Raw genomic sequence first — 23,018 nt, 5'->3', positions numbered from 1 at the left:
GACGCTACAACGTCGGTTCTCTGTCACTGAAAATTGCGAGCTCATCCCAGATTTCATCGACGCGCGCGCGCACCTTTTCATCCATCTGAATTGGACGGCCCCATTCGCGCTGGGTTTCACCCGGCCATTTATTGGTGGCATCCAGCCCCATCTTCGAGCCCAATCCGGAAACCGGAGAGGCGAAGTCCAGATAATCGATCGGCGTGTTCTCCACCATAACGGTATCCCTTGCCGGATCCATTCTGGTGGTGATCGCCCAAATCACATCATTCCAGTCACGTGCGTTAATGTCATCATCACAGACGATAACAAACTTGGTGTACATGAACTGACGCAGGAACGACCAGACGCCCATCATCACGCGCTTGGCGTGACCGGCATACTGTTTCTTGATAGTCACCACCGCCAGGCGGTAAGAGCAGCCTTCTGGTGGCAGATAGAAATCTACGATTTCCGGGAACTGCTTTTGCAAGATGGGAACAAAGACTTCGTTCAGCGCCACACCCAAGACCGCCGGCTCATCCGGCGGACGACCTGTGTAGGTCGAGTGATAAATTGCATCGCGACGCTGGGTGATGTGGGTGATGGTGAATACCGGGAAGTGATCTATCTCGTTGTAGTAACCGGTGTGATCGCCATAAGGACCTTCTGGCGCCATTTCACCCGGCTCAATGTAGCCTTCCAATACGATTTCCGCACTGGCGGGTACTTCCAGATCGCAGGAAATGCATTTGACCACTTCGGTTTTATTGCCGCGCAACAGCCCGGCAAAGGCATATTCAGACAGGTTGTCCGGCACCGGCGTGACGGCACCGAGGATAGTGGCGGGATCCGCACCCAATGCGACCGCAACCGGGAAACGCTCACCGGGATGCGCCTGGCACCACTCCTGGTAATCCAACGCGCCGCCGCGGTGCGACAGCCAACGCATGATCACTTTATTCTTGCCCAGCACCTGCTGACGGTAAATGCCCAGGTTCTGCCGCTCTTTTTGCGGCCCGCGGGTAACGGTCAGCCCCCAGGTGATGAGCGGTGCGGCGTCTTCAGGCCAGCAGTGCATCACCGGAATACGGCCGAGATCGACGTCATCGCCCTGCCATACCTGCTCCTGGCAAGGCGCGGAGCCCAGTACCTTGGTCGGCATATTCAGCACTTGCTTGAACTTCGGCAGCTTGTCGAACAGATCGCGAAACCCCTTCGGCGGCTCCGGCTCTTTAAGAAACGCCAACAGTTTGCCGACCTCGCGCAATGAGCTGACATCCTCCTGGCCCATGCCCATCGCCACGCGATTGGCCGTGCCGAACAGATTGCACAGCACCGGCATGTCATACCCTTTCGGGTTTTCGAACAGCAACGCCGGGCCGCCCGCACGTAAAGTACGATCGGCAATTTCTGTCATTTCCAGATAGGGATCAATCGGCTGGCTGATGCGTTTTAGTTCCCCTCTCTTTTCCAGCAACGAGAGGAAATCGCGTAAGTCACGGTATTTCATGCTGATCATTATAACGGCCAGTGAGGAGGGCATTATAAGCCCTCTTCACGGTTGTTGCTGCACTTTTGTTAAACACCGGTAAAGACATCGCCGGTTCTCAGTGGCACGTGAATGGCACCAGCGGGCGTAGCGCCTGCGTATTGTCATACTCCTGGGCCTCCACACCGTGGCGGAATACCTTGAAGCCCTGAGCTCTGGCGCTGAAATAGCGTAAATCATTGCCCTCAACGTGCAGCAGGCTGCCCTCGCGCAGCGCCACAACCGATTCGCTCGGATTGACCGCGCAGAACTCCGCCAAACGTTCATCGCGGGTTTCGCCCATGTGGCCACTGATATGAGCATCAATATAGTGCGGGTTAATCTGTACCGGGAACAAACCCAATGCCGGCAACACTACGCTGTTGCGCACCGGCATATCATTAGTGGTGCGAATGCTTGGCGTCGCGACATTGCAGCCGGCGCTCCAACCAACATAGGGTACACCACGTTCACGAACCGCCCGCTGGATGGGGACGATAAGGCCCTTTTCATGCAGCATCTGGTTCAGCATCCAGGTGTTGCCGCCACTGACCAAAATGCATTGCGCCTGATCAATCGCCGCCGCCGGAGATTCGGCGTGATGAATGCTGGTCACCTGGATACCCAGGGTCTGTGCCAGTTCCTGCGCGCGTTGATCGTAGTCAGTACGGATCAAGGCATAAGGGACGAATACGGCAGACGTAATCCCGCGGCGCTCGATCATCGCCAGCAGTCGGCTTTTGGCATAACCCAACAATTCATCCTCGCCGGACAGCTTGCCGTTGCTCAACAGAAATAACTCCATGTCTTCCCCTCAATCAAAAACGATGAATAGCGTCACATCAGGCCACATCAGGCCAAGGCATACTTGCGACGGTAACAAATTTTTAGCCCTCTGTTATACCCAAGCCGTGCGAATAAGTGTGTGACTCTCCGCTAATTGCCAACGATTCATGCAGATAACAGCTGTTACAGGCTAAAACCTGCATCACTATGTATCCGTACCGGCTTTTGATATGCTTACCGGCTGACAGAAAGGCATGTGAAATTATGGAATCTTGGTACTTACTGTATTGCAAACGCGGCCAACTTTTACGGGCGCAGGAACATCTGGTGCGACAGGAAGTGAACTGCCTGAGCCCGATCATCACACTGGAAAAAGTCGTGCGCGGCAAACGCATTGCGGTCAGCGAGCCTCTGTTCCCCAACTACCTGTTTGTGGAGTTCGATCCGGAGCGTATTCACACCACGACCATCAGTGCAACGCGTGGTGTCAGCCATTTCGTGCGCTTTGGTTCGCTGCCGACGACCATCCCGCAGAAGGTTATCGAAGAGCTGCAGACTCATGCCTGTGAAACCTACTTCGACCCGGAAACCCCTCAGCCGGGCGATACCGTGCTGATCGTCGACGGCATGTTCGAAGGGCTGAAAGCGATTTACACCGAGCCGGACGGGGAAGCGCGCTCAATGCTGCTGCTGAACCTGATTAACAAGCAGGTCAGCCAAAGCGTTGATAATCGGCAGTTCCAAAAGCTATAAAGCGAAAAGGCGCCCAAAAGGCGCCTTTGTTATTGGATACTCACGCCTTAGCGCTGCATCGCTTCATCATGCATCCACTGAGCTACCCGCTTGGCGAAGTAGGTCAGCACGCCATCAGCCCCGGCGCGCTTAAAGCACATCAGCGACTCCATCACCGCCGGTTGCTCCTGCAACCAACCGTTCTGAATCGCCGCCATGTGCATCGCATATTCACCTGAAACCTGATAGGCAAAGGTCGGCACGCCAAAGGTGTCTTTCACCCGACGCACCACATCCAGATAAGGCATACCGGGTTTCACCATCACCATATCCGCGCCTTCCTGGAGATCTTGCGCAATTTCCTGCAGCGCTTCGTCACTGTTGGCAGGGTCCATCTGATAGGTTTTCTTATTGCCGCCTTTCAGATTGCTGCTGGAACCGAGCGCATCGCGGAACGGGCCATAGTAGCAGGAGGCATATTTGGCGGAGTACGCCATGATCTGGGTATTAACCAGCCCCTGATGCTCCAGACGATCGCGGATAGCGCCGATACGGCCGTCCATCATATCGCTCGGCGCCACGATTTCCGCTCCGGCTTCCGCATGGGATAATGCCTGACGCACCAGTATATCTTTGCTGATATCGTTAATGACGTAGCCGTGCTCATCAATCACGCCATCCTGGCCGTGAGTGGTGTAAGGATCCAGTGCCACGTCAGTCAGAATACCCAACTCTGGCACCGCGTCTTTCAACGCACGCACCGTACGTTGCACCAAACCGTCCGGATTATAAGCTTCTTCCGCATGCAATGACTTCAGACTCGGTTCAATCACCGGGAACAGGGAGATCACCGGCACGCCAAGTTTGGCGATGGCTTCCGCTTCCTTAATCAGCAGATCGATACTCATGCGCGATACGCCTGGCATGGATGCTACCGCTTCCTGACGGTTACTGCCTTCCATGACAAATACCGGATAAATCAGGTCGTTAACCGTCAGTTGATTCTCCGCCACCAGACGACGGCTGAAATCATGACGGCGCACACGGCGCATACGGCGGCCTGGAAAGACGCCCGGAAATGCATAGCTCATAGTTTTCTCCTAACTCATACCAGCCGGAACAGCCGGCGGGCGTTCTCATCGGTTTTCTGCCCCAACCATTCAGGATCTTCTTGCCGCCAGGCAGCCACCTGCCGGACGATATGAGGCAAAAAACAGGGTTCGTTGCGGCGAGATGCGGGTTTAGGGTGTAAATCCCGGGGCAACAGATAGGGTGCGTCGGTTTCCAGCAATAAACGGTCCGCCGGGATCTGCGGCAACAGCGCTCGCAGCTCCAGGCCACGCCGCTCATCACAGACCCAACCGGTAATGCCGATCGAAAGACCCAGCGACAGACAGCTGTCTAATTCCTGGGCGGTGCCGGTAAAGCAGTGCACCACAGCCGCAGGCAGTTTATCCAACCACGGCACCAACAGCGCGGCAAAACGTGCGTGCGCATCGCGGCAATGAAGAAATACCGGCACCCTCAGCTCTGCGGCCAACGCCAACTGGGCGCTGAAAGCCTCTTCTTGCTGCTCCGGGGTGGAGAAATTGCGGTTGAAATCCAACCCGCATTCACCGATAGCTACCACCTCTGGCCGGGAGGCCAAGGCGCGAACTTGCTCCTCAACCCGGTCGTTCCAACTGCTCGCCTGATGTGGATGCACACCGGCAGTAGACCAACAGTAGCCGGCATGGGGCTGCGCCAGTTCACTGGCGGCCTGGCTCTCCTGCAGGTCGGTACCGGTAATCAGCAACCCCTTCACCCCTGCGGCGCGTGCGCGATCCACCACCGCTGGGCGGTCTTTGGCAAACTGCGAGCTGGTAAGATTAACACCGATATCAAACATGGTTTTTCCAAAGCAAAAGCCGCCCATTGGGCGGCTTGATACGGCCGACAAAGTCCTCTGCGCTTAAAAGTAATGATCTTCGTGCGATTAAAAACAAAGGATTATGTTTACGGGTTACCCCAAACACCCGAAAACCACGCTTTTCGGGTGTTTGTCATCAATCTAAAGCCGCCCATCGGGCAGCTTTAGAGACAAAACGCGGATTAAGCTGCCGGGGGGTCGTCACCCTCGTCTTCTTCTTCCGGTCGCGGGCGGCGTTTGCCGGTGTAGAAACGGGCAAAGAATACGCCCACTTCAAACAGCAGATACATCGGGATCGCCAGCAAGGTCTGCGAGAAGACATCCGGCGGCGTTAACAACATGCCAACCACAAAAGCCCCGACCAGGACGTAAGGTCGTTTCTTTTTCAGGTCTTCCGGCGAAGTGACGCCACTCCAGCACAGCAGAATAATGGCAACCGGCACCTCAAACGCCACGCCAAACGCCATAAACAGCGCCATGACGAAATCGAGGTAGTTATTGATGTCGGTGGCTATCATGACCCCAGCCGGCGCGGTCTTGGCAAAAAAACCGAACGCCAGCGGGAACACGATAAAATAGGCAAACGCCATGCCGAGATAAAACAGCAAGCTGCTGGAGACCAGCAAAGGCATCATCAGGCGGCGTTCATGCTTGTACAGCGCCGGGGCAATAAAGGCCCAGACCTGATACAGGATCACCGGCGCAGAAACAAACACCGAGACGATCATGGTCAGCTTGATGGGGGTAAAGAACGGTGACGCCACGTCGGTGGCGATCATGCTAGCCCCGGCAGGCAGCTGTTTGATCAGCGGCGCAGACACCAGTTGATAAATGTCGTTGGCGAAATAAACCAGCACCAGGAAGATCACCAGCACGCTGATAATCGAGTTTAACAACCGCTTACGCAGTTCTATCAGATGACTGATAAGGGGTTGGGTATCTTCAACAGCCATGTTTTAACGATCGCCACTAGGTTGGTGAGACGCTGGGGTTTTATCCGCAACAGGTTCTGGGGTTGCCTCCACGGTCGCCGCAGCAGGCTGCTTAACCGGCTGCGCGGCCGGCGCTTGCACTGCCTGCGGCGTTGCCGCAACGACAGGCTCCGGCGCTACCGGTTTCGGTACGGCAGCCGGTGAGGCGGCGGTGGTCGCAGCCTCCGCCGGGGTCACGCCGTCATGAATGGCTTCCGGGTCGGTGACCAGAGGGTTGTGGATGGTGTGCGCCGGTTCGTCTTTGTCTTCGCCATGATGATAAGAGCGCTTCAGCGATTCCGCAGCGTCTTTCAGTTCATCCATTGACGCCTTCAGCTCTGGTGACAAATTCTGCAGGCCCGCCTTCTCAACCTTTTTCAGGCTGTCTTGCAGTTCCTGCAGCTTCAGTTCCTGAGAAAGTTCATTCTGTACCGAAGCCGCCAACGAACGCAGGGCGCGGATCCAACCCGAAACTGTTCTAACCGCTACCGGCAACCGTTCTGGCCCGAGTACCACCAGGCCAATGACCAAAACCAGCAGCAGTTCACTAAACCCTATGTCAAACACGGTTTATACCTGCTCTTTGTTCTTCGACTCTTCCGTTTTCACTTCCGGCTGCTTATCGGTAATAGGCTTTGCCGTGAAGTCAGCGTCATCCAGGCTGCTTTTCTCAGCCGTGTTGGTCGGAGGCGTGTTGTCGTCGCCGATCGCCTTTTTAAAACCCTTGATGGATGCGCCGAGATCGGAACCCAGCGTACGGAGTTTTTTGGTACCAAACAGCAGCACCACGATCACCGCGATGATCAACAATTGCGTAATACTAATACCGCCCATTGCAGTTACCTCTATTTTTACAGGGTTTTTTCAAAATCTACCGCATTATACGGCCGTTTTTACCAGAGTTTTGAATCAATTCAGGTGGTTCGCTTCCAGCCAATCACCCAGGATACGATGCCGGCAGCCATCAGCCACGCGGGAAAAATCTCGACCTTCCCTAACAGCAAAATCGTACCGCTTACTAACAGTGTAGCGCCAACGCCGAACAAATAACGCGATTGCCCCTGACGAACGCGCTGGCCCTGCATCTGATGGGTCAGCTTATCAACGCTTTGTTGCAACCGTTTATGCTGCTGCAGGCTATCGTAAAATAATTCAGGCAATTCAGGCAGCTTCTCCGCCCAAAACGGCGCTTTTTCCTTCAGGGCGCGAATCACCGCCGGTATGCCGACCTGATCGCGCATCCAGCTCTCAAGGAACGGCTTGGCGGTAGTCCATAAATCCAGCTTCGGATAGAGCTGCCGCCCCAGGCCTTCAACATACAGCAAGGTCTTCTGCAATAACACCAGTTGCGGCTGCACTTCCATATTGAAGCGGCGTGCGGTATTGAACAGGTTCAACAGCACGTTGCCGAACGAAATCTCCTCCAACGGCTTCTCGAAGATCGGCTCGCACACGGTGCGGATGGCGAACTCGAAGTCCTCTACGTTGGTATCACGCGGTACCCAGCCCGAATCGACGTGCAGCTCCGCCACTTTGCGGTAATCGCGGTTGAAGAAGGCGATAAAGTTTTCCGCCAGATAGCGTTTGTCGTCCTTGTTCAGCGAGCCGACGATGCCGCAGTCAATGCCGATATAACAGGGATCTTCAGGGTGCTCGTAGCTGACAAAAATATTACCAGGATGCATGTCCGCATGGAAAAAGCTGTCACGGAATACCTGGGTAAAGAACACCTGCACCCCACGCTCGGCCAACAACTTCATGTTGGTGCCCTGTTTTTCCAGCGTAGCGATATCCGATACCGGGATACCGTAGATGCGCTCCATCACCAGCACGCTTTCACGGCAGTAATCAGAGTAAACCTCCGGTACGTACAGCATCGGGCTACCATCAAAATTACGGCGCAGCTGGATGGCATTTGCCGCTTCACGCAGCAGATTCAACTCGTCCAGCAGGGTCTTTTCGTACTCGCGCACCACTTCACGCGGCCGCAAGCGACGCCCATCCGGCATCAGCTTCGGCACCCAGCCGGCCAAACGATACATCAGGCGAACATCGGCCTTGATGATAGGCCCAATATCCGGCCGAATGACCTTCAGCACAATTTCTTGCCCGGTAGTTTTCAGGCGCGCAGTATGCACCTGCGCTATCGATGCAGATGCCAGCGCCTGCTGGTCAAAATCATCGAACCAGGTTTCCAGCGGGCCACCCATCGCCAATTCGATGTGCTTGCGCGCCAACGCGCCGTCGAACGGCGCAACCCGATCCTGCAACAAGGTCAGTTGATCGGCAATCTGCGGTGGGAACAGGTCGCGGCGAGTGGACATCATCTGACCGAACTTGATCCATACCGGCCCCAGTTCTTGCAGAGCCAGGCGCAAACGCTCGCCCAGAGGCTTGTCTGCATGGCGGTTTGGCATCCAAAACAGCAGGCGGCGGCCAAAACGCAACGGCAACGTCAGGCGCATCTTGGGGATCAGTTCATCCAGGCCATAGCTGAGAAAAACGCGGACGATCAAATACAGGCGGCGTAGTTCGCCAGGGGTCATCGTTTACCCTCCAACTTGTCCATGCGGGCAATCAGCGCTTCGGCACTGCGAACGGTGGCGTCAACTTCCTCGTTGAACCACACCACTTCCAGCGGCCCCGGCGCCACGCGCCACTCTTCCGTCAGGGTTTCCGCCACGTAATGCTGCTGACGCTGCAACCCCGATCTCAACAGGCTTGCGCCTTTACCGAGCACCTGGGTAATACCCTGCGCGGCGATATCACCGATATAGGGTGCCAGCCATTCCGCCGGATCCCACTCTGCCAGATCAAGCAGCCCCACCAGTTGTTGCACCACCTGAATATCGCCCTCGACGATCAACTCGCCGCTGCGCATCAATGGCGAAAGCTGCTGACGATCGCGCAACTTCAACAACACCGATACCCGGCTGCGCACCGTGCAATCGGCGGTATCTTCAGACTGGCCAAGCACGTCCACCCGCTGTTCGCTGAAGATCAGCACCAGCGGCGAAGCAAGTTCCTGCAACTCAATACGCAGTATTTTGCCGGCCAACCGCAGACGGGCGGCCTTCATACTGCGATCGCGGAACAGCAGGCTATTGAGCGATGTCTCCAGCGCGCCGGTCAACAAGGGGGTTAGCAGCATCGGCATGTCCATATCAGAACTTGAAGCCACGATGCAGGGCCACAATACCGCCGGTAAGATTGAAATAGGTCACGTTGTCGAAACCGGCCGACCCCATCATGCCCTTCAGCGTTTCCTGGTCGGGATGCATGCGGATCGACTCGGCCAGATAACGGTAGCTTTCCGGATCCTTCACCACCAGCTCGCCGATTTTCGGCAGCACGTGGAACGAATAGGCATCATAGGCTTTGCTCAGCGGCGCCAGCAGCGGTTTGGAGAACTCCAGCACCAGCAGGCGGCCGCCTGGCTTCAGCACACGGAACATCGAACGCAGCGCTTTGTCTTTGTCGGTGACGTTGCGCAGGCCGAAGGAAATGGTGATGCAGTCAAAATAGTTATCCGGGAACGGCAGCGCTTCAGCATTAGCCTGCACATAGCTGATGTTGCCGATAATGCCGCGATCGCGCAGCTTCTCGCGGCCCATCTTCAGCATGGAGTCGTTAATGTCCGCCAGCACTACCTGCCCTTGCTCACCGACCATGCGGGAGAACTTGGCGGCCAGATCGCCGGTGCCGCCGGCCAGATCCAGCACACGCTGTCCACGGCGCACGCCGCTGCAGTCAATGGTAAACCGCTTCCAGATACGGTGGATGCCAAACGACATCAGGTCGTTCATCACGTCATACTTTGCCGCTACCGAATGAAAAACGTCTGCCACCATGGCCTGCTTTTCGTCTCTAGCTACGGTGCGAAAACCGAAATCTGTGGTTTCCTGCGATTGATCTGCCATTGTCCTGCCTGCTATTCAGTCAATTTTGTGTGGTCGAGTGTACCAGAACCCCACGGAATACCCCACCTCGAGGCGGCTGTCATGCCTGCGAAGCGGAGCGTGGTTCTTCGGCGGAATCGTCGTCTTCCGCCTGCGGCAGCGCGTTGACGTCATCGTCATCCGCTGCCTCATCGTCTTCATCATGCTGCGCGCCGGCTTGCTGTGCCAGCAACGGATTGATCGGTCGTTTCACCTCAACCCCCAGCGCGCGGAACCCTTCGGTTTGGCCGATAAGATTACCACGGCCTTCGCTCAGTTTGTTCATCGCCTGGCGATAACTCCCCTGGGCCTTGTCCAGGCTCTGCCCCAGCGCCGACATGTCGTCGACAAACAGCCGCATCTTGTCATACAGCCGCGCCGCCCGGTCGGCAATGCGCTGAGCATTCTGGCTCTGGTGCTCATAGCGCCACAGGTTGGTAATGGTGCGAAGCGCCACCAATAGCGTGGTCGGGCTGACCAGCATAATATTGTGTTTAAGCGCTTCGCTTATCAATTCCGGCTCCCGGTCGATGGCCAGCAGGAAAGCCGGCTCCACCGGAATAAACATCAACACATAGTCCAGTGAACGCAGACCGGGCAACTGTTGATAATCTTTGCGCCCCAGCAAGCGAATGTGGCCGCGCAGCGAGGCAATATGCTCGCTCAGCGCCGCCTCGCGTTCCTCTTCATCTTCACTGTTGAAATAACGTTCGTAGGCGACCAGCGACATTTTCGCATCGATCACAACGTCCTTACCCTGCGGCAGACGCACAATAACGTCAGGCTGCATACGGCTCTGATGATCCAACCGCACATTAACCTGAGTTTCATACTCGTGCCCCTCGCGCAAACCCGAGGCTTCCAGCACCCGACTCAGCACCACCTCACCCCAATTGCCCTGGGTTTTATTGTCGCCTTTCAGCGCCTTGGTGAGGTTAATCGCCTCGCGCGCCATTTGTGCGTTGAGTTGCTGCAGGTTACGTATTTCATGGGTCAGAGTATGGCGTTCGCGGGCTTCCTGGCCAAAGCTGTCCTGCACCTGCCGGCGGAAACCATCCAGTTGCTCGCGCAACGGCAGCAACAGGCGATCCAGGCTTTGCTGGTTCTGTTCGTTCACCTTGCGCCCGCTGTGTTCGAAGATGCGGTTGGCCAGGTTTTCAAACTGGGTGGTGAGCCGCTGTTCGCTGTTGATCAACAGGCGCTGCTTCTCTTCCGCCGCCATGCGGGTCTCTTCCAGACGGATGGTCACTTCGCGCAGTTCAGCTTCCTGAGCACTGTTGACCTCACGCTGGGCGCGCAGCTCCTGATTGAGCAGTTCACATTCGTTGCGCCAGTGATTGAGCTGCTGCAATTTTTCATGCCCGGCCGCCAATTGGCTGTGCAAATTGCGCAGTTCCAAATCGGTTTGCCGCATTTGCTGTTCATTTCTCTGTAGAATTTCCTGCCGGGCCGCCGTTTCCTGCTGTGCCTGCTGCAATGACTGTTCCAGCAGCCGCAGCTCGGTTTCATGCTGCGCATGGGCCTGCTGCACGCGCAGGCTGGCGATCAACCACCCCAGCAGCATGCCGACCACGACTCCGCCCACACCGTAAACCAAACTGGTATCCACCCCTGCCTCCTGTTACGCCTTGCCGTTCCTGCGTTTATGCGCCCGTTGCCCGTCACGTTAAGGGGATGCTGTATGGATGTCCAGTTTGATTTTGCCCCGGCAACGCAATATTGCGAAACGCCGCGCAAGTCAGGCAAAAACTAGCCAAACCACTGGCTTAACCACTTGATGCCAAACGCCCCCGGCGCAAGAATGCCGAACGCCCAGATCATCGCTGAAGTGATATTCGCCAGTTGGAAGTAACGTTGGGGCATGCCGCAGATACCGCCGACCAGCGGCACCACCGCGCGCAGCGGGCCGAAGAAACGGCCGATAAAAATACCCAACACTCCCCAGCGTTCAAAAAACGCATGGCCGCGGTCCAGCAACTGCGGATTACGCGATAGCGGCCACATGTGCGCCACGCGGTCTTGATAGTGGTAACCGATCCAGTAAGAAAGCCAGTCGCCGAAAAATGCCCCTATGGCGGCGGCGGCCCAGATAGGCCAAAAAGCGATGCCGCTCTCGCCAATCAACGCGCCCAACGCCAGCAGGATCACCGTGGCCGGCAACAGCAGGGACAGGAACGCCAGCGATTCGCCGAATGCCAGGAAGAAAATAATGGGGATGGCCCAACCTTCGTGCTGACGCACGGCGTCGCTGACCCAGTTGATAATGTCGTTGAGGCTCAATACGGGCTCCTGATGCGGGGTTTTCTGTGCCAAGGATACGCAATGCCGGCCGGGGCAGGTTAAACCCCGACTAAACATGTAGCGGTTTACTCGAGGTAGAACGCCTGCAGCGTTTCACGCTGACTTGGGCCCAGGCCGTATTCTGCCTCCAGCCAGCGATCGGTGGAACCATATTGAGCGCGAATACAGCTCAGCGCTGTCATCAGGAACTCTTCGCGAACGCTTAGCACGTAGGTGAACTGCCCCAGCGCCGAGGCGTTCAGGCGAATCGACAGTTGATCCAGCATGTGCTCGCGGAAAGTCGCCAGCGTGGTTTCGGTCAGCAGGTAATCTTCAACTACCGTCGCCTCGTCGGCCCCCAGGGCAAACAACACCAGCGCCGCCCCCACCCCGGTGCGATCCTTGCCCACCGCGCAATGCTGGACGATCGCGCCGCTATCGGGGGCCTTCAGCAGTTGGGTCAGCCGTTTATATGCAGGATTGCCGAACGGCAGCCGGCGATACAGCTCCTGCATAAACGCCTGCGCGTCGAAACCGGCCAGCGTCTGACTGGTCAGCTTTTCCAGGTTAGCATTAACCTTACTGCTCAATGGGTTGGCCGGAACATGATGGTAATCGGCGCCACGCCACAGAATATCAGGCTTGCCCTGCACTTCATCGGCGTCGCGGTAGTCCAGCACCGAACGCACCGGCACGCCGGCCAGGAAGGCGCAGTCGTTTTCCGTCAGGCAATCCAGCGAGCCGGAACGGAACAACAGACCGCGTTTGATACGGCGACCATCGACGACGCTGTTGCCGCCTAGATCGCGGAAGTTAATGCCGCCATCAAGCGGAGCAAGTGAAGGATGAAGCAGAATTTGGGCGGTCATAGACGTCCTCGTGGTTATTGTCTAAAAGGCGCAACCTGAAAAATCAACGGATAAAGAGACGGCCGAAAGGAGGGCGCTGAGGGCTATATACACCCAGGCTTTCACGTTGCGGCCAACCGCAGTTTGCAAGGCGTGGGTATAACCGTAACAGATTAAGGCTGAATGGAAAAACGGGCCGCGTTGGCGGCCCGTTGAAGGTGGGAAGCAACTACAGCAGGCGGCGCGCCGCTTCAACCACAATCTGTACCGCTTTGCTTTCGGTGTTTTTCATGGTTTCTGCGTTTGGAATTTCCTGCTGGGTGCGGTTGACGATCACGCCGGCAACCATACCTGCACGCAGGCCCTGGCTTGCACACATGGTCAGCAGAGTGGCGGATTCCATTTCATAGTTCATCACGCCCATCGCCTGCCATTCTTCCATCGAGCCCTTAAAGCGGCTGACGACGCGGCCGGAATAGGTATCGTAACGTTCCTGGCCCGGATAGAAGGTGTCAGAAGACGCGGTCACGCCAATATGCGTGGTGGCACCGCTGGCCTTGGCGGCCTCGACCAGTGCGGTGGTGCAGGCGAAGTCGGCCACGGCCGGGAATTCCATCGGCGCAAAGTGCAGGCTGGCGCCGTCAAGGCGAACCGCCGCGGTAGTGACCAGCACGTCACCGACGTTGATGTTCGACTGAATAGCCCCGGTGGTGCCGATACGCAGGAAGGTACGGATCCCCAGTTGCGCCAGTTCTTCAACGGCGATCGAGGTAGACGGGCCGCCGATGCCGGTGGAGCAGACGATCACCGCCTTGCCGTCCAGCTCTGCGCGCCAGGTAGTAAATTCACGATGGGAAGCCAGGTGCACCGGATTTTCCATCAGCTTGGCAATTTTCTCTACGCGCTGCGGATCGCCCGGAACGATGGCAAGCTGGGCCCCTTGTAAATCGTTTTTAGTGAGGCCAAGATGAAAAACATCAGATTGAGACATACGAGACTCCTCATAGATCATGTTTATTGGGAGGAACAAAAAAGTACTCTACTGAAAATCGCCATCCAATTTCGTGATGGCCATCACCATGAATAAAGAAACAAAGATCAATCTACATATTTTTTGTGATTTAAGTCACAAAAAATAACCCAAAGACGCTATAAACGTCGCACCTGCCACAAGTCTAGCCGACAAAACAGCCCGCCGTTTACCGCCTTTCCTCTTGGCGACAAGCCCCCTTTTCCACCACGAGGCCACTTATGTCGCTACCGAAAAATAGCCTTATTTTATCGGTGACTTAGCAACAAAAAATGGGGCTAACGTACCTTATGGCGCTAATACAGGCCAAAATGCACAATATCCTGATAAAAAGATAACAAAAGTGCGTTAAAACCAGATAATTAATCGTTTTTTACAGACTTGACCGAAAATGCTCAACCGGGTGCCAATAACGGGTAATCTTTCCTATAGTTATTCTCAGCGCTTTTTTCTATTGCACGGAGACCGCAATGAAAACCGACCATGTGATGACATTAAAACAGGCTCAGGGGGGATTCGCCCCGGCCGTAACGCCGTTGGCCGCCTCTACTGTGCTTACCGACGAACAGGGCATTCATGCCGGGGAAACCACCATTCCCTCGCAAGGTGACAACCTGCCGGCCTATATTGCCAAGCCGGCGAACCACAACGGCCCCTTCCCCGTGGTGCTGGTGGTACAAGAGATTTTTGGCGTTCACGAGCATATTCAGGATCTGTGCCGCCGCCTGGCGAAACAGGGCTACCTGGCGATAGCGCCAGAGTTGTACTTCCGCCAGGGGGATGCCAGGGATTACACCGACATAAGCGAATTGTTCCAGAAACTGGTGGGCAAGGTGCCGGACAGCCAGGTGCTGGCCGATCTCGACCACGCAGCCCATTGGGCCAGCCGCCACGGCGGCGACGCCGGCAAGCTGGCGATTACCGGTTTCTGCTGGGGCGGCCGTATTACCTGGCTGTATGCCGCGCATAACCCGCAACTGAAGGCAGCGGTAGCCTGGTACGGCAAGTTAGTGGGCGAAAAAACGCTGAACTCGCCAAAACACCCGGTCGATGTGGCTACGCAGCTTTCTGCACCAGTGCTGGGATTATACGGCGGCCAGGACAGCGGAATTCCACTGGAAACGGTGGAAACCATGCGCCAGGCGATTCGCGCAGCTAACGCCGATGCCGAGATCGTGGTCTACCCCGAAGCGGGTCATGCTTTCAATGCCGATTATCGCCCAAGTTACGATGCCGAAGCGGCGACGGACGGCTGGCAACGCATGCTGGCATGGTTCGCTCAACACGGCGTGGTCGGCGTCAAATAACCCCTCCCCTCACGGCTGCCTTCACCGGTGGCCGCCTGCAATGTAAAAAAGGGCGCCGAAGCGCCCAAAATAATCACACCAGAACCTTATTGATTGCACGCCGGCCTTCAATGGCCGGGCAACGCACTCCGATCAGGCTTGCTGCTGGCGCAGGCGCTGAGCCGCCAACACCATGTTGGCCAGCGACTGACGGGTTTCCGGCCAGCCACGGGTTTTCAGGCCACAATCCGGGTTAACCCACAGGCGTTCCGCCGGGATGTTCTGCGCCGCTTTACGCAGCAGCGCTTCGATCCATTCCACGCTTGGCACGTTTGGCGAGTGGATGTCGTACACGCCTGGGCCAATTTCGTTTGGATACTCGAACTCTTTGAAGGCTTCCAGCAGATCCATATCGGAACGCGAGGTTTCGATAGTGATCACGTCGGCATCCAGCGCCGCGATGGAATCCATGATGTCGTTGAATTCGCAGTAACACATGTGCGTGTGGATCTGCGTGTCATCCTGCGCCACGGCAGCGTTCAGTTTGAAGGCATCCACTGCCCAGTCCAGATAAGCGGCCCAGTCGGATTGACGCAGCGGCAACCCTTCACGCAGTGCCGGTTCGTCAATCTGGATGATGCCGATACCGGCTTTTTCCAGATCTTCTACTTCGTCGCGCAGCGCCAGGGCGATCTGCTTGGCGATCACTTCACGGGTTACGTCTTCACGCGGGAATGACCAGCAAAGGATGGTCACCGGGCCGGTCAACATGCCTTTTACCGGCTTGTCGGTCAGCGATTGCGCATACCTCGCCCACTCAACGGTGATGGCTTCAGGACGGCTGATGTCGCCAATGATCACCGGCGGTTTTACGCAGCGGGAACCGTAGCTCTGTACCCAGCCATTTTGGGTGAAGACGAAGCCGTCAAGGTTCTCGCCGAAATATTCCACCATGTCATTACGCTCGGCTTCGCCGTGCACCAGCACGTCCAGGCCCAGACGTTCTTGTTCAACGATCGCCTGTTTGATGTGCTCGCTAATGCTGGTGCGGTAATTGTTGCCGTCCAGACGCCCCTGTTTGAAGTCCAGGCGCAGGCTGCGGATTTCGGTGGTCTGCGGGAATGAGCCGATAGTGGTGGTCGGCCAGGCCGGCAGGTTGAAGCGTTCACGTTGCGCCTGAGCGCGCTGAGAGTAAGGGCTGTGGCGCTCGCTGTCTTGTGCGGTAACGGCGGTCAGACGTTGGCCTACCTGCGCATTATGTACGCGGCTGGACTGACGACGAGCGCGGATTGGTGCGCTGTACGCGTCCAGTTCTGCCCGCTTTTCTGCACCTGGCGCGTTCAGCGCCGCGCTTAGCAAAGCCACTTCAGCGCATTTTTGCAGAGCGAAGGCGAACCAGCTCTTCACTTCTTCATCCAGGCGGGTTTCCACGCTCAGATCGATGGGACTGTGCAACAGGGAGCAAGAGGTGCCAATCCACAGCGGACGGCTGTTAACCAGCGGTTGCAGACGGTCGAACCAGCTGCTCAGGTCGGCACGCCAGACGTTACGGCCATTGATGACGCCCAGCGACAGCAGCCACTCTTTTGGCAATGCCTTGTGCAATACGGCGATATCGTCGTGACCGGCCACCAGATCGACATGCAGGCCCTGTACCGGCAATGCGCGGATAGTGTCGAGGTTATGACCAACGCTGTCGAAATAGGTGGTCAACAGCAGTTTTACCTGCCCCTGCAACGCGTCGTAAGCCGGTTTGAAAGCGTCGAGCCATGCCTGCGGCAGCTCCAGCACCAGTGCAGGTTCGTCGATCTGCACCCACTCTACGCCGCGCTTCGCCAGTTCACCCAGAACCTGCCGGTAAACCGGCAGAATGTCCTTCAGCAACGACAGTCGATCAAACGGCTCACCCTTCACTTTGCCCAACCACAGGTAAGTGACCGGCCCCAGCAGCACAGGCTTGATTTTGTGGCCCAGCGCCAGCGCTTCGTCAACTTCATCCAGCAATTGAGTCCAACCCAGTTTGAACTGCTGGCCCTTCTGAAATTCAGGCACCATGTAGTGGTAGTTGGTGTTAAACCACTTGGTCATTTCCGCCGCCGCCGCCGGTTCACCGGTCGGTGCACGGCCACGGCCCAGACGAAACAGCTGATCCAGATCGATTGAGCCATCCGCATTTTGATGACGTGCCGGCACGTTGCCCAACAGCAAGCTGGTGGTCAATACATGATCGTACCAGGCGAAATCGCCGACCGGCACCAAATCCACCCCGGCCTGCTGTTGCTGTTGCCAATGGCGAGCGCGCAGCTCGCGGCCAACCGCCAGCAGTTCTTCCTGCGTTGAGTTGCCTGCCCAGTAACTTTCCTGAGCTTTTTTCAGTTCACGTCGCAGCCCAACGCGTGGAAAACCCAGAGTGTGATTTAGAATTGCCATCGTCATATTCCTCATTTAGCCGTCCAGATGTTTACACATCCATAATCCGCAGGTACTGTATTAACCACAAGCGCAATTTATTCACTGTCACTGTGAAGGACTCTCATGATCGAACTGAAACATTTACGGACGCTGCAGGCTCTGCGCAACACCGGCTCTCTGGCGGCCGCCGCGGCCCAACTCCATCAGACGCAATCGGCCCTGTCGCACCAGTTCAGCGATCTGGAGCAGCGTCTGGGCTTCAAACTGTTCGTTCGAAAAAGCCAACCGCTGCGCTTTACCGTGCAGGGAGAAATCCTGTTACAGCTGGCGGAACAGGTACTGCCGCAAATCCAGCAGGCGTTGCAGGCGTGCCACGAGCCGCATCAAACCACGCTGCGCATCGCCATCGAATGCCACAGCTGCATTCAGTGGCTGACGCCCGCGTTGGACAACTTCCGCCAGAGCTTCCCGCAGGTGGTGATGGACTTTAAGTCCGGCGTCACTTTTGATCCGCAACCGGCGCTGCAACAGGGGGAGTTGGATCTGGTGCTGACCTCAGACATCCTGCCGCGCAGCGGCCTGCACTATTCGCCGATGTTTGATTTCGAGGTGCGTCTGGTGCTGGCGCCGGATCACCCGCTGGCCGGCAAACTGCAGATTGAGCCGGAAGATTTGAGCGATGAGACGCTGATGATTTATCCGGTGCAGCGCCAGCGGCTGGATATATGGCGTCATTTCCTGCAACCGGCCGGCATCAGCCCGGCGCTGAAAAACGTCGATAACACCTTGCTGCTGATCCAGATGGTGTCGGCACGGATGGGGATTGCGGCGCTGCCGCATTGGGTAGTCGAAAGTTTTGAACGCCAGGGGCTGGTGGTGACAAAAACCCTGGGCGATGGCCTGTGGAGCCGCCTGTATGCCGCGGTACGCGACGGCGAGCAGCGCCAGGCGGTGACGGAAGCCTTTATCCGCTCAGCGCGTCAACACGCCTGCAATCACCTGCCGTTCGTACGCGACGCTGCGCGCCCGGGCACCCTCGCCGCCAGCATCAAGCCGCTGTCTTCACAAGCCTGATTTTGCGGGCTGCCTGCGCTTGGGTAGCCCGTGGTTTCAATTCACCTGCTTTGGCGCCACCCAGCGGCGGTGCACCCACAGCGAAGCAACAATCACCGCCCCGCCGATAATAAAACTCGGCCAGTGCGGTTGCTGCTGCCAGATAGCCAAATTCACCAGCAACCCGGCGGGCACGTGCATGTTATTCATAATGCCGAGCGTCCCGGCATCCACCTGCGTTGCACCGTAGTTCCACATGAAATAGCCCAACCCGGAAGCCACCACGCCCAGCCACACCAGAATGCCCCATTGCAGGTTAGTGGTCGGCAACTGTTGCGGATTACCCCACAGACACCAGGCGACCACCGCGACCACCAAGGCTCCGAGGTAGAACCAGGAAAACGCCGTATGTTGCGGCAGCGGGTGCACTTCCATCAGGCGCTTGTAACCGACCATGCCGATGGCGAAGCTGATATTCGCCGCCTGCACCAGCAACAGCCCCCACCAGAAATGCTCGCTCAATTGATGGTAACGGATGATCGCCGCGCCCAGTACCGCCAGCAACGCGCTGAACACATAGGCCCAGCGCAGGCGTTGACCGCTGATCAGGTCGTAAATCAGCGTGACGTACAGCGGCGTAAGCACGGTAAACAGCAGGAATTCCGGTACCGTCAGGTACATGTAGGCACGGAAGCTGAACAGGTACATGATACCCAATTGGCAGGCGCCCACCAGCATGTACATCAGGATCACTTTCGGTTTGATATTGCGCCAGCGCAGGAAAGGCAGGAAGACCAACGCCGCCAGCCCGATACGCATCAGCACCGAGAACCAGCTGTCGACCTGGCCCGCCAGATATTCGCCAATCAGGCTGAAAGAGAACGCCCATAAGACGGTAGTAATTACCAGAAGCAGCACGTCGGGTTCACCCTAAACAATCAGAAAAGGCGATTGTAACGGAAGGCGAAATGCTGCGTGATGAAAAGGCGGTTTACGGTTGTGCAAAATATAAACTTTTCGGCAATTTTTCGCCGGTGGGTTAGGCTTAATTAAAAGCGAGGATAAATATCATGAAAAGTTATCGTATTCTGTATGGCCTGCTGTTGCTGTCCGGGCTGGCAACGGCGGCCAATGGCGTAACCGAGCTCAGTTCGCAACAGCAGTTCCTTAACCAGCGCAATCAGCAGATGCAGCAGCAACGCATGCTGAATAACCAACAGTTGGATCAACGCCGCCGGCAACAACAGCAACAATTCGACGACAATCAGCAAAAGTTGCTGCGAAATGCGCCAAACGGCGGGCAATTGCTGCCAAACGGCAACCAACCGCGCAATCCGTTTAACCGCACGTCACCGACGGTGCCGCAAACGCAGATGCCCGTTACACCCGCACGCCCATAATGGTGAGTATCAGCGGCGTAGTGACCGCCGCCAGCGCGGTGGACATCACCAGACTGGTGGCGGCCGGGCCGGTAAGCACGTTGAACTGGCGTGACATCAGGTACACATTGACCCCGACCGCCATTGAACCCAGCAGCACCACCACGCGGGTTTCCATTGGCGGCAGGTCCATCATCCAGGCCAGCAGCCAGATGATCAGCGGCTGGACGATCAGCTTGAAGAAACACATGGCGCTGCTCAGTTGCCACCCTTCGCTGATACGATATTCCGCCAACCCCATTCCCAGCACCACCAGCGACAGAGGTGCCGCCACCTGGCCGAGCATACTGACCGGCTGATCGACAAACGTCGGCAACGGCAGCCCGGTCAGGCTAAACAGCGTACCTGAGAGAATGCCGATAATCAGGGGATTGGTGAGCACGCTGCGCGCGGTTTTGATAAAGCCGTGCAGGGTGGGCGAGCCGTTGCGCGCCCATTCGATCGAGAGGGTTACCAGCGTCCAGAGGATCAGCCCGTTAAATACCAGCACCAGAGCAACCGAAGGGATCGCTGCCTCACCCAACATCACGCTGGCGATCGGCAGGCCCAGCATCACGTTATTGGAGAAAATCCCCCCCAGCGCGAACACCGAACCGGATACCCCATCCAGTTTAAACATCCGGCGCGCGGTGATACGGCCCATAACGAACACGATCAGGCAACTGCCGAAAAAAGCGATCAGCAAGCGGGCATCCACCACCGGGCGTTGCGAGAAATCGCACATCATGCGAAATAACATGGCGGGCAGCGCCAGGGAGAAGACGAAACGGGTCAAACCATCGGTGATGGTGGCCGGCCACTTACCCCAGCGGATAAGGCCATACCCCAGCACGATCAGAACAAATAGCGGCAAAGACAGCGCTATCTGGTGCCACAGAGAAACAATAAAGACAGACATCACATCCCTTCCGTTAGCGCGGCGGCAAGGGGCTGACGTCGCAAGAATCAACAGGCGCCGGCAAATTCACGGGCGCAGCAGACTGCGCCCGTAGCAACAGAGGTTTATTCGTTGGGAAAATCCGGGCCGATTAAATCTATCCGGTCGGTACAAATACAGTCAACGCCCCAGTTCAACAACAGGCGCGCACGCGCCGGCTGGTTAACGGTATACACCAGAATGCGCAGGCCGGCCGCCTTCAGCGCCGCGACCCGCTCAGCGGTCAGCTCTTTATGGTTGATATGCAGCGACACGCAACCCAGCCGCTCTGTCAGCGCCTGCCAGTTGTCATCCCATTCATCCAGCAACAGGCCGCGCGGCAGGTCCGGCACCGTACGCTGTGCCGCCTCAAGCGCCTCAACCGAGAACGAAGAAAGCAGCGGCTCGGTCTGGCCTTGCCACAACAGCCGTGCTGCCAGCGCCACTACGCGGCCGGTTTCATCGTCAGCGCCGGTGGTGGGTTTGATTTCGATATTCGCCATCATGCCGTGCTGCTGACAGCGTTCTGCTACTTCCAACAGCAACGGCAGACGCTCGCCCTTGTAGGCGGAGTTGTACCAGTTGCCGGCATCCAGTTGCACCAGCTTGTCCCAGGGCAGCTCGCCCGCCACGCCCCAACCGTCGCTGGTGCGATCGAGGGTATCGTCATGCAACAAAAAGATCTGCCCGTCCTGCGCCAGCTTGACGTCGAACTCAATCATTTTGTGGCCGTGCCGCGCGCCAACGTCGATCGCCGCCAGGGTATTCTCCGGTGCCAGGGAACCGCCGCCGCGGTGGGCGACGATATGAGGATAAGGCCAGGCTGTGGTCATTGTTCCATCCGTAATCCGCTGTTTGAATCAAAAAAGTGCAGCGCCTGTGCAGGCAGTTGCAAATATAGCGTGCTGCCCGCCGTCGGCATAGTTTCATGCGACAACCGCGCAATCACGCCGTGGCCGCCCCATTGCCCGTGCGCCAGATTATCTGCGCCCAGCAGCTCCAGCGTTTGCAGCTCCAGCGGCACGCCGCCTTGTTCAAGGGTGGTCAGTTGAATATGCTCCGGACGGATGCCAAGCGTCAACGGGCGGCCACCCCACTGTGTTTGGGCCTGAGGTAAATTCAGCGTCATCCCGCCGGCCAGCAACAGTTGGCTGCCGTCGGCGCTCAACGTGCCGGGCAGCAGGTTCATCGCCGGAGAGCCGATAAAGCTGGCGACAAATAGCGACGCCGGGCGCTGGTAAACCTCGCTCGGGGTGCCAATCTGTTCCGCTACGCCCTTGTTCATCACAATCACCCGCTGCGCCAACGTCATCGCCTCAACCTGATCGTGCGTGACGTACAGGCTGGTGGTTTTCAGCCGGCGATGCAGCTGCTGCAATTCCAGGCGCATCTGCACGCGCAGCTTGGCATCCAGGTTGGACAAAGGTTCATCGAACAGGAATACCGCCGGTTCACGCACAATGGCGCGCCCCATCGCCACCCGCTGGCGTTGCCCGCCGGAAAGCTCGCGCGGCTTGCGCTGCAACAGCGGCTCCAGCTCCAGAATGCGCGCGGCTTCTTCCACCCGCTGCTGGATATGCTGTTTACCGAAGCCGCGAATTTTCAGGCCATAGGCCATGTTGTCGTACACGCTCATGTGCGGATACAGTGCGTAGTTCTGAAACACCATCGCGATGCCGCGATCTTTCGGCTCCATATCAGTCACGCGCTGGCTGTCGATATAAATATCGCCGCTGGTGGTGCGTTCCAGCCCGGCGACCATGCGCAGCAGCGTCGATTTTCCGCAGCCTGAAGGGCCGACCATCACGATAAACTCGCCGTCCGCCACGTCGAGATCGATTTGCTTAATCACCGGCGTTTTACCGTCGTAGGATTTGGTGACTGCCTGTAGTTTTAAACCTGCCATGT

General features: G+C 57.1%; 23 protein-coding genes. 4 read left to right on the top strand and 19 right to left on the bottom strand.

Annotated elements, in window-relative coordinates; all coding sequences use genetic code 11:
• Positions 1-4: 4 nt before the first annotated feature.
• Together ubiD and pepE are read right to left on the bottom strand one after the other, a co-directional pair.
• Positions 5-1,501 (bottom strand): 4-hydroxy-3-polyprenylbenzoate decarboxylase, encoded by a 1,497-nt coding sequence (gene ubiD / locus SERAS12_RS01080; RefSeq protein WP_111738389.1) that lies wholly within the window; start codon positions 1,499-1,501, stop codon positions 5-7.
• 88 nt (positions 1,502-1,589) lie between these two features.
• Positions 1,590-2,315 carry a dipeptidase PepE gene (gene pepE / locus SERAS12_RS01075; RefSeq protein WP_013811112.1) on the bottom strand — a complete coding sequence of 242 codons (726 nt, stop codon included), beginning with the start codon at positions 2,313-2,315 and terminating at the stop codon, positions 1,590-1,592.
• Between the two features lie 245 nt (positions 2,316-2,560).
• Here pepE and rfaH point away from each other — a divergent pair, with 245 nt between their 5' ends.
• On the top strand, positions 2,561-3,049 hold the full coding sequence (gene rfaH, locus SERAS12_RS01070; RefSeq protein WP_013811111.1) for a transcription/translation regulatory transformer protein RfaH: 489 nt from the start codon (positions 2,561-2,563) through the stop codon (positions 3,047-3,049).
• 47 nt (positions 3,050-3,096) lie between these two features.
• Here the strand turns inward: rfaH and hemB are convergent, their stop codons facing one another.
• The 12 genes from hemB to udp all read right to left on the bottom strand — a co-directional run bounded on the left by hemB (position 3,097) and on the right by udp (position 13,965).
• Positions 3,097-4,119: a porphobilinogen synthase gene (gene hemB, locus SERAS12_RS01065; protein WP_013811110.1), complete on the bottom strand. Its 1,023-nt coding sequence runs from the start codon at positions 4,117-4,119 to the stop codon at positions 3,097-3,099.
• A gap of 14 nt (positions 4,120-4,133) precedes the next feature.
• Complete coding sequence (tatD, locus tag SERAS12_RS01060; protein WP_013811109.1) at positions 4,134-4,916, bottom strand: 3'-5' ssDNA/RNA exonuclease TatD; 783 nt, start codon at positions 4,914-4,916, stop codon at positions 4,134-4,136.
• A 203-nt stretch (positions 4,917-5,119) separates the two neighbouring features.
• Positions 5,120-5,890 (bottom strand): Sec-independent protein translocase subunit TatC, encoded by a 771-nt coding sequence (tatC, locus tag SERAS12_RS01055; protein ID WP_013811108.1) that lies wholly within the window; start codon positions 5,888-5,890, stop codon positions 5,120-5,122.
• Positions 5,891-5,893: 3 nt separating this feature from the next.
• On the bottom strand, positions 5,894-6,475 hold the full coding sequence (gene tatB, locus SERAS12_RS01050) for a Sec-independent protein translocase protein TatB (RefSeq protein WP_013811107.1): 582 nt from the start codon (positions 6,473-6,475) through the stop codon (positions 5,894-5,896).
• Between the two features lie 3 nt (positions 6,476-6,478).
• Positions 6,479-6,742, bottom strand: coding sequence for a Sec-independent protein translocase subunit TatA (tatA, locus tag SERAS12_RS01045; RefSeq protein ID WP_006323098.1), 264 nt, complete (start codon positions 6,740-6,742; stop codon positions 6,479-6,481).
• A gap of 80 nt (positions 6,743-6,822) precedes the next feature.
• The gene (gene ubiB, locus SERAS12_RS01040) at positions 6,823-8,454 is read right to left on the bottom strand and encodes a ubiquinone biosynthesis regulatory protein kinase UbiB (RefSeq protein ID WP_013811106.1); all 1,632 of its coding nucleotides are present in this window, start codon (positions 8,452-8,454) and stop codon (positions 6,823-6,825) included.
• Positions 8,451-9,059 (bottom strand): SCP2 domain-containing protein, encoded by a 609-nt coding sequence (locus SERAS12_RS01035; protein WP_013811105.1) that lies wholly within the window; start codon positions 9,057-9,059, stop codon positions 8,451-8,453. Before SERAS12_RS01035 ends, ubiB begins: the two co-directional genes overlap by 4 nt.
• A 13-nt stretch (positions 9,060-9,072) precedes the next feature.
• On the bottom strand, positions 9,073-9,828 hold the full coding sequence (gene ubiE / locus SERAS12_RS01030) for a bifunctional demethylmenaquinone methyltransferase/2-methoxy-6-polyprenyl-1,4-benzoquinol methylase UbiE (RefSeq protein WP_013811104.1): 756 nt from the start codon (positions 9,826-9,828) through the stop codon (positions 9,073-9,075).
• Between the two features lie 79 nt (positions 9,829-9,907).
• Positions 9,908-11,455, bottom strand: coding sequence for a DNA recombination protein RmuC (gene rmuC / locus SERAS12_RS01025; RefSeq protein WP_013811103.1), 1,548 nt, complete (start codon positions 11,453-11,455; stop codon positions 9,908-9,910).
• A 140-nt stretch (positions 11,456-11,595) separates the two neighbouring features.
• A complete protein-coding gene (locus SERAS12_RS01020) occupies positions 11,596-12,126 on the bottom strand; it encodes a DedA family protein (RefSeq protein WP_041415824.1) in 531 nt (176 codons plus the stop codon).
• A gap of 86 nt (positions 12,127-12,212) precedes the next feature.
• Positions 12,213-12,995, bottom strand: coding sequence for a tyrosine-protein phosphatase (locus SERAS12_RS01015; RefSeq protein ID WP_013811101.1), 783 nt, complete (start codon positions 12,993-12,995; stop codon positions 12,213-12,215).
• A 208-nt stretch (positions 12,996-13,203) separates the two neighbouring features.
• Positions 13,204-13,965, bottom strand: a complete 762-nt coding sequence (gene udp, locus SERAS12_RS01010) for a uridine phosphorylase (RefSeq protein ID WP_013811100.1) — start codon at positions 13,963-13,965, stop codon at positions 13,204-13,206.
• Positions 13,966-14,474: 509 nt separating this feature from the next.
• Here udp and SERAS12_RS01005 point away from each other — a divergent pair.
• On the top strand, positions 14,475-15,311 hold the full coding sequence (locus SERAS12_RS01005) for a dienelactone hydrolase family protein (protein ID WP_013811099.1): 837 nt from the start codon (positions 14,475-14,477) through the stop codon (positions 15,309-15,311).
• Between the two features lie 132 nt (positions 15,312-15,443).
• On the opposite strand, the gene metE is transcribed toward SERAS12_RS01005, so the two are convergent.
• Complete coding sequence (gene metE / locus SERAS12_RS01000) at positions 15,444-17,720, bottom strand: 5-methyltetrahydropteroyltriglutamate--homocysteine S-methyltransferase (protein ID WP_013811098.1); 2,277 nt, start codon at positions 17,718-17,720, stop codon at positions 15,444-15,446.
• 105 nt (positions 17,721-17,825) lie between these two features.
• Between metE and metR the strand changes: the two genes are divergently transcribed.
• A complete protein-coding gene (gene metR, locus SERAS12_RS00995; RefSeq protein ID WP_013811097.1) occupies positions 17,826-18,776 on the top strand; it encodes an HTH-type transcriptional regulator MetR in 951 nt (316 codons plus the stop codon).
• 36 nt (positions 18,777-18,812) lie between these two features.
• Here metR and SERAS12_RS00990 read toward each other — a convergent pair whose 3' ends face one another.
• Positions 18,813-19,673, bottom strand: coding sequence for a carboxylate/amino acid/amine transporter (locus SERAS12_RS00990; protein WP_013811096.1), 861 nt, complete (start codon positions 19,671-19,673; stop codon positions 18,813-18,815).
• 152 nt (positions 19,674-19,825) lie between these two features.
• Here SERAS12_RS00990 and SERAS12_RS00985 point away from each other — a divergent pair, with 152 nt between their 5' ends.
• Positions 19,826-20,155: a hypothetical protein gene (locus tag SERAS12_RS00985; protein ID WP_013811095.1), complete on the top strand. Its 330-nt coding sequence runs from the start codon at positions 19,826-19,828 to the stop codon at positions 20,153-20,155.
• Here the strand turns inward: SERAS12_RS00985 and SERAS12_RS00980 are convergent.
• From SERAS12_RS00980 to SERAS12_RS00970, 3 genes are all read right to left on the bottom strand, one after another.
• Positions 20,136-21,092, bottom strand: a complete 957-nt coding sequence (locus SERAS12_RS00980) for an AEC family transporter (protein ID WP_013811094.1) — start codon at positions 21,090-21,092, stop codon at positions 20,136-20,138. The two genes, SERAS12_RS00985 and SERAS12_RS00980, sit on opposite strands and share 20 nt — an antisense overlap.
• Positions 21,093-21,196: 104 nt before the next feature.
• Complete coding sequence (gene ugpQ, locus SERAS12_RS00975; protein WP_013811093.1) at positions 21,197-21,943, bottom strand: glycerophosphodiester phosphodiesterase; 747 nt, start codon at positions 21,941-21,943, stop codon at positions 21,197-21,199.
• Positions 21,940-23,016: a sn-glycerol-3-phosphate import ATP-binding protein UgpC gene (locus SERAS12_RS00970; protein WP_013811092.1), complete on the bottom strand. Its 1,077-nt coding sequence runs from the start codon at positions 23,014-23,016 to the stop codon at positions 21,940-21,942. Before SERAS12_RS00970 ends, ugpQ begins: the two co-directional genes overlap by 4 nt.
• Between the last annotated feature and the right edge of the window lie 2 nt (positions 23,017-23,018).

Source organism: Serratia sp. AS12, from assembly GCF_000214195.1.
GTDB classification, from domain to species: domain Bacteria; phylum Pseudomonadota; class Gammaproteobacteria; order Enterobacterales; family Enterobacteriaceae; genus Serratia; species Serratia plymuthica.
The sequence above is the reverse complement of the archived record's forward strand: the minus strand, read 5'-3'. Positions and strand labels throughout refer to the sequence as shown.

Bases quoted from the DNA above. Each gene is read 5' to 3' on its own strand.
- ubiD (WP_111738389.1), bottom strand. From the start codon at position 1,501: ATGATCAGCATGAAATACCGTGACTTACGCGATTTCCTCTCGTTGCTG.
- pepE (WP_013811112.1), bottom strand. From the start codon at position 2,315: ATGGAGTTATTTCTGTTGAGCAACGGCAAGCTGTCCGGCGAGGATGAA.
- rfaH (WP_013811111.1), top strand. From the start codon at position 2,561: ATGGAATCTTGGTACTTACTGTATTGCAAACGCGGCCAACTTTTACGG.
- hemB (WP_013811110.1), bottom strand. From the start codon at position 4,119: ATGAGCTATGCATTTCCGGGCGTCTTTCCAGGCCGCCGTATGCGCCGT.
- tatD (WP_013811109.1), bottom strand. From the start codon at position 4,916: ATGTTTGATATCGGTGTTAATCTTACCAGCTCGCAGTTTGCCAAAGAC.
- tatC (WP_013811108.1), bottom strand. From the start codon at position 5,890: ATGGCTGTTGAAGATACCCAACCCCTTATCAGTCATCTGATAGAACTG.
- tatA (WP_006323098.1), bottom strand. From the start codon at position 6,742: ATGGGCGGTATTAGTATTACGCAATTGTTGATCATCGCGGTGATCGTG.
- ubiB (WP_013811106.1), bottom strand. From the start codon at position 8,454: ATGACCCCTGGCGAACTACGCCGCCTGTATTTGATCGTCCGCGTTTTT.
- SERAS12_RS01035 (WP_013811105.1), bottom strand. From the start codon at position 9,059: ATGCTGCTAACCCCCTTGTTGACCGGCGCGCTGGAGACATCGCTCAAT.
- ubiE (WP_013811104.1), bottom strand. From the start codon at position 9,828: ATGGCAGATCAATCGCAGGAAACCACAGATTTCGGTTTTCGCACCGTA.
- SERAS12_RS01015 (WP_013811101.1), bottom strand. From the start codon at position 12,995: ATGACCGCCCAAATTCTGCTTCATCCTTCACTTGCTCCGCTTGATGGC.
- udp (WP_013811100.1), bottom strand. From the start codon at position 13,965: ATGTCTCAATCTGATGTTTTTCATCTTGGCCTCACTAAAAACGATTTA.
- SERAS12_RS01005 (WP_013811099.1), top strand. From the start codon at position 14,475: ATGAAAACCGACCATGTGATGACATTAAAACAGGCTCAGGGGGGATTC.
- metE (WP_013811098.1), bottom strand. From the start codon at position 17,720: ATGGCAATTCTAAATCACACTCTGGGTTTTCCACGCGTTGGGCTGCGA.
- metR (WP_013811097.1), top strand. From the start codon at position 17,826: ATGATCGAACTGAAACATTTACGGACGCTGCAGGCTCTGCGCAACACC.
- SERAS12_RS00985 (WP_013811095.1), top strand. From the start codon at position 19,826: ATGAAAAGTTATCGTATTCTGTATGGCCTGCTGTTGCTGTCCGGGCTG.
- SERAS12_RS00980 (WP_013811094.1), bottom strand. From the start codon at position 21,092: ATGTCTGTCTTTATTGTTTCTCTGTGGCACCAGATAGCGCTGTCTTTG.
- ugpQ (WP_013811093.1), bottom strand. From the start codon at position 21,943: ATGACCACAGCCTGGCCTTATCCTCATATCGTCGCCCACCGCGGCGGC.
- SERAS12_RS00970 (WP_013811092.1), bottom strand. From the start codon at position 23,016: ATGGCAGGTTTAAAACTACAGGCAGTCACCAAATCCTACGACGGTAAA.